At 68.4% G+C, this 4,379-nt stretch carries 4 protein-coding genes; 1 reads left to right on the plus strand and 3 read right to left on the minus strand.

The genetic code is table 11. The annotated features are described in order from the left end of the window. Nucleotides 1-9: 9 nt before the first annotated feature. From meaB to mce, 3 genes are read right to left on the minus strand one after another with little or no spacing between them, the layout of a single operon-like run. Entirely contained in the window at nucleotides 10-957 is a 948-nt protein-coding gene (gene meaB, locus ELR45_RS23515) for a methylmalonyl Co-A mutase-associated GTPase MeaB (protein WP_129668520.1), read from the minus strand. Nucleotides 958-977: 20 nt separating this feature from the next. Further along, complete coding sequence (locus ELR45_RS23520) at nucleotides 978-2,153, minus strand: acetyl-CoA C-acetyltransferase (RefSeq protein WP_129668521.1); 1,176 nt, start codon at nucleotides 2,151-2,153, stop codon at nucleotides 978-980. 5 nt (nucleotides 2,154-2,158) lie between these two features. After that, a complete protein-coding gene (gene mce / locus ELR45_RS23525) occupies nucleotides 2,159-2,596 on the minus strand; it encodes a methylmalonyl-CoA epimerase (RefSeq protein WP_205857128.1) in 438 nt (145 codons plus the stop codon). A 239-nt stretch (nucleotides 2,597-2,835) separates the two neighbouring features. On the opposite strand from mce, the gene ELR45_RS23530 reads away from it, so the two are divergent. Further along, a complete protein-coding gene (locus ELR45_RS23530) occupies nucleotides 2,836-4,140 on the plus strand; it encodes a cellulose-binding protein (protein WP_129668523.1) in 1,305 nt (434 codons plus the stop codon). Nucleotides 4,141-4,379: the final 239 nt, after the last annotated feature.

A 4,379-nucleotide genomic window follows, 5' to 3' on the forward strand; every position in this document is an offset into this window, starting at 1 on the left:
ACCTCTCGATCATGACACAGCGGCCACCACTTCTTCAGCAGCAGAGTACGGGTCGACCTCGCCGAGGAGAACCCTGGCGGCCAGCATGTCGAGCCGATCGTCGCCATGCAGATCCGCGAAACGCTCACGCAACGCCCCCAGCGCGATGGCTTCGATCTCGTCACGCACCCGTCTCCGGCGACGACGCTCCAGCTCACCGCTGTCCACCAGCCAGGCCCGATGCTTGTCCACCGATTCGACCAGCTCGTCGATGCCCTCGCCTCGTGAGGCCACCGTGGCGACGATCGGCTGCCGCCAGTCACCAGGATCGCGTTCCACCATCCGTGTCATGGCCTTGAGGTCACGGATCACATGGTCCGCGCCGTCGTGGTCGGCCTTGTTCACCGCGAACACGTCGCCCACTTCGAGGATGCCGGCCTTGGCGGCCTGAACCCCGTCGCCCATCCCCGGCGCCATCAGCACGATCGTGGTGTCCGCCAGGGCCGCCACCTCGACCTCCGACTGGCCCACCCCGACAGTCTCGATCAGCACGACATCACATCCCGCCGCGTCCAGGACCCGAGCCGCTTGCGGCGTCGCGGCGGACAGCCCGCCGAGGTGACCACGGGCCGCCATCGAGCGGATGTAGACCTCGCCGTCGGTCGCATGCTCCTGCATCCGCACCCGGTCACCCAGCAGGGCTCCGCCCGTGAACGGCGACGACGGGTCCACGGCTAGCACACCGACCCGCTTGCCCTGCGCACGGAACGCCGCCACCAGCGCAGACGTCGTCGTTGACTTCCCGACGCCGGGGGAGCCTGTGATGCCCACGACCGCCGCCGAGCCAGCATGCGGTACGAGCCCGGCCATCACCTCGCGCAACTGCGGCGAGTGGTTCTCCACCAGCGAGATCAGCCGCGCGACGGCGCGCGGGTCGCCCGCCCTGGCATGCTCGACCAGCGCGTCGACGGAGCTCACAGCGGTTGGGGAGCCCAATGTCACGCCCGGATCAGCAACGCATCACCTTGGCCGCCACCACCGCACAAGGCGGCGGCACCGACACCACCCCCACGACGGCGCAGCTCGAGCGCGAGGTGAAGGACGAGACGAGCACCGGACATGCCGATCGGATGCCCGAGCGCGATAGCGCCGCCGTTGACGTTGACCAGATCCGGATCCAGCCCGAGCTCCCTGGTGGAGGCCAGACCGACGGCTGCGAAGGCCTCGTTGATCTCGACCAGATCCAGCTCGCTCGGTTCCAGGCCCGCACGGCGGCACGCGGCCCGGACCGCCGTCGCGGGTTGGCTCTGCAGGGTCGAGTCGGGCCCGGCCACGACGCCGTGCGAGCCGATCGAGGCCAGCGGCCGCAGCCCCAGGTCCTCGGCCTTGGCCTCGCTCATCACGACAACCGCGCAGCCGCCGTCGGAGATCTGCGACGATGAACCCGCCGTGATGGTCCCTTCCCGGTCGAATGCCGGGCGCAGCCTGGACAGAGACTCGGCCGTGGTGTCCGCACGGATGCCCTCGTCCTGCCGGAACACCACCGGCTCCCCTTTGCGCTGCGGGATCTCGACCGGCACCACCTCGTCGTCGAACAGCCCGTTCTTCCATGCCTGTGCGGCGCGCCGGTGCGAACGCGCGGAGAACTCATCCTGTTCGTCCCGGGTCAGGCCGAGGCCGGATGTGTTGCAGGACTCGGTCAGCGCGCCCATGGCTTGGTCGGTGAAGACGTCGTACAGCCCGTCGTATGCCAGATGATCGACCAGGGCGGCGTCGCCGTACTTGTAGCCATCCCGCGATCCCGGCAGCAGGTGCGGCGCCGTGCTCATCGACTCCATGCCGCCGGCCACGACCACATCGAACTCCCCGGCGCGGATCAGCTGATCGGCGAGGGCGATGGCGTCGATGCCCGAGAGGCAGACCTTGTTCACTGTCAGTGCCGGCACGGTCATCGGAATGCCGGCCTTGGCCGCCGCCTGACGGGCCGGTATCTGGCCGCAGCCGGCGGTCAGCACCTGGCCCATGATCACATATTCGACGGCGCCCGGTTCGATCTCCGAACGCTCCAGCGCGCCGCGGATCGCCATCCCGCCCAAGTCCATAGCCGTGAACCCGGACAGCGATCCGAGCAGCTTTCCGATCGGAGTACGCGCTCCGCCCACAATGACCGCCATGCGAATCAGGGTAGCTCGGCAGCGGCCGGTTGCTGCACCAGCTCGACCAGTACACCCCCGGCGTCCTTGGGATGCACGAAGTTGACCAGCGAACCTCCGGTCCCGGTGCGCGGCTCGTCGTACAGCAGGCGCATCCCCCGGGCACGCAGCGTGGCCGCGGCCGACCTCACGTCGTCGACCCGGTAGGCCACCTGCTGCACTCCCGGTCCGGAGCGGTCCAGGAAGCGGGCGATCGCCGAATCCGGCCGCAGCGGCGCGAGCAGCTGGATCTGTGCGCCTTCGTCCCCGGGCGACACCTTCATCATCGCCTCGCGCACGCCCTGATCCTCATTGGCCTCCTCGTGCACGAGGACCATGCCGAAGTTCTCCCGGTACCAGGCCACGGCTTCGTCCAGATCGGGGACGGCGATGCCGAGGTGGTCGATCGTCGAGAATACAGACATGGCACCATGATCCCTCAAGCTATCGTGGGGCCCCGGAATGCGTGAGATATTTACATATCTATCCCGTCAGGGGTGGTGGGCAGCGTACACGGGACACTACGGTAGGCGAGTACTGTTGCCCTGGGCGGCGAGGCGACGAGCGACGGGGGCTCCCGGGTAGCACAGGAGATCAACACACACGTCGATCAGTAACTACGTGCGATGCCGCACTCGAGGCCGCACGCCCGACGAGGGAGACCATGAGCGAGGTACAGGAAGCAGCCATCAGCGAGACAGGTTCGGACGGCCTGTCTATCTTTGACGGATCGCCCACGGGCGGGTTCACCATCGCGATGCGTGGCTACGATCGTATCCAGGTTGAGCAGCACGTCCGGCAGCTCGAAGCGACTATGGCACAGGTACGCAGCCGAGCGTCCGACCTCGACAAGCAGGTCGTCCGGTTGCGTCAGGAGCTGGCCGAGGCCACCACGGAGCTGCGAGAGGTGGAGCGGCCGTCCTATTCGGGCCTGGGCGCTCGTATCGAGCAGTTGCTCAGGCTGGCAGAAGAGCAGGCGAGCGAGCTCGTTGCGCAGGCCGACGCGGAGGCCGCGGAGATGCGGGCGCAGGCGCAGGCCGAGGCCGGCGAGATGCGTGCGGCCGCGGAGAGCGACTCCTCCGAGCTCCGGGTGAACGCCCGGCGCACGGCCGAGGAGCTCGTCGACGACGCCCGCGTGGAAGCCGAAGAGCTGCGTTCGAGTGCCACCAGGGAATCCGAGGACCTCGTCGAGAGCGCCAAGCGCGAAGCGTCCAAGATCCGTTCCCAGGTCGAGCACGAGGCCAGCGAGCGCAAGGCCAACGCCGAGCGTGAGCTGAACCGGGTCCGGGCCGCCGGCGAGCGCGAGGTCGCCGAGCTACGGGCGACGGCGAAGCGCGAGGCCGAGGAGTTGCGGGCCAGCACCAAGCGCGACGTCGAAGAGCTCCGCAAGACCACGCACCAAGAAGTGGAGGAGATGAAGGCCGACGCGCAGAGCAGGCTCGACGATGCCCGCGCCCGTGCCGACAAGGAGCTCACCGACCTCGAGCTCACGCTGGTCGCCAAGCGCGAGCAGCTCGAGCGCGAGATCAGCGAACGTCATGAGACCGCGGTCGCCGAGACCCAGAAGCTGGTGGCCGACTCCGAGTCGCGTGCCGGGGAAGCCGAAGAGCGCGCCAAGTCCGCTCAGGAGCGTGCCGAGAAGGTCCGGCGCGACGCCGATGAGCAGGCGAAGGCTCTCCTCGCCAGCGCTCGCCGTAATGCCGACAACCTCATCGCCGATGCGAAGCACCAGGCCGAGAAGCTGCTCTCCGAGGCCAAGACCGAGGCCAACCAGAGCGTGACCACGGCCAAGCGCGAGGTGGCCGAGCTGACCCGTCAGCGCGACGGCATCAGCTCGCACCTGAACCAGCTGCGCAGCCTGCTCGGCGGAGTGGGCGGTTCGGCCGGCCTCGATGCGGTACCGGCCGCCGTCGAGTCGGGCCAGAACGACGACGTCGTCGACGCGGAACTGGTCGACGAGGACAAGTAAGACATCACCATCCAGCAAGCGCCGGGCACCCGAAGTGGTGCCCGGCGCTTGTTGAGTGTCAGTGTCGTTTAAGGGCCATCAAGACCGCCGCATACGCAACTGACGCTCAAGAAGGGCGAGAGTTGCCGCATCCGCGCGGTGAACTCACCGCCGTCGGCGGCGGTTGCGCGATTTCCAGCAGCCACTGTGCCAGTGCCGGCGCTCGTCGACCCCTTGGCCGGTGAAGGTCGTGCTCTCGG

Origin of the sequence: Phytoactinopolyspora endophytica (assembly GCF_004138495.1) — a bacterium.
In the GTDB taxonomy this organism is placed as follows: Bacteria; Actinomycetota; Actinomycetes; order Jiangellales; family Jiangellaceae; genus Phytoactinopolyspora; species Phytoactinopolyspora endophytica.